Origin of the sequence: Priestia sp. SIMBA_032 (genome assembly GCF_046535215.1) — a bacterium.
Lineage (GTDB): Bacteria > Bacillota > Bacilli > Bacillales > Bacillaceae_H > Priestia > Priestia aryabhattai.
Window position 1 is genome coordinate 1 of sequence record NZ_JAWRXD010000955.1, and the last position, 261, is coordinate 261.

At 69.3% G+C, this 261-nt stretch carries 1 protein-coding gene; it reads left to right on the top strand.

The genetic code is table 11. From position 1 onward, the window contains the following. Positions 1 to 261 (top strand): hypothetical protein (locus tag SB717_RS37175; protein WP_410908116.1); only part of this gene is annotated, 261 nt, incomplete at both ends.

A 261-nucleotide genomic window follows, 5' to 3' on the forward strand; every position in this document is an offset into this window, starting at 1 on the left:
TGATGCCCGTCGATCGCCGGGAACGCGCGTCCGTGACGACACGCCTCGCCGGGGTGGTCTCCGGCACATCGGCGGGCAAGCGGCTGGCCGCGCTGCGCGGCGAGCTCAGGATGCGGCGGGCCCCCCTCCATTGGACCAACATGTTCGGGGTCGCCGCCTTCGCAGCCGTGATGGTCCTGTTCGTGACCGGCTTCCTCCTGATGTTCGTCTACACACCGTCGAGCACGCGGGTGACCTACGACGGTCCGTACCTGCCGCTAG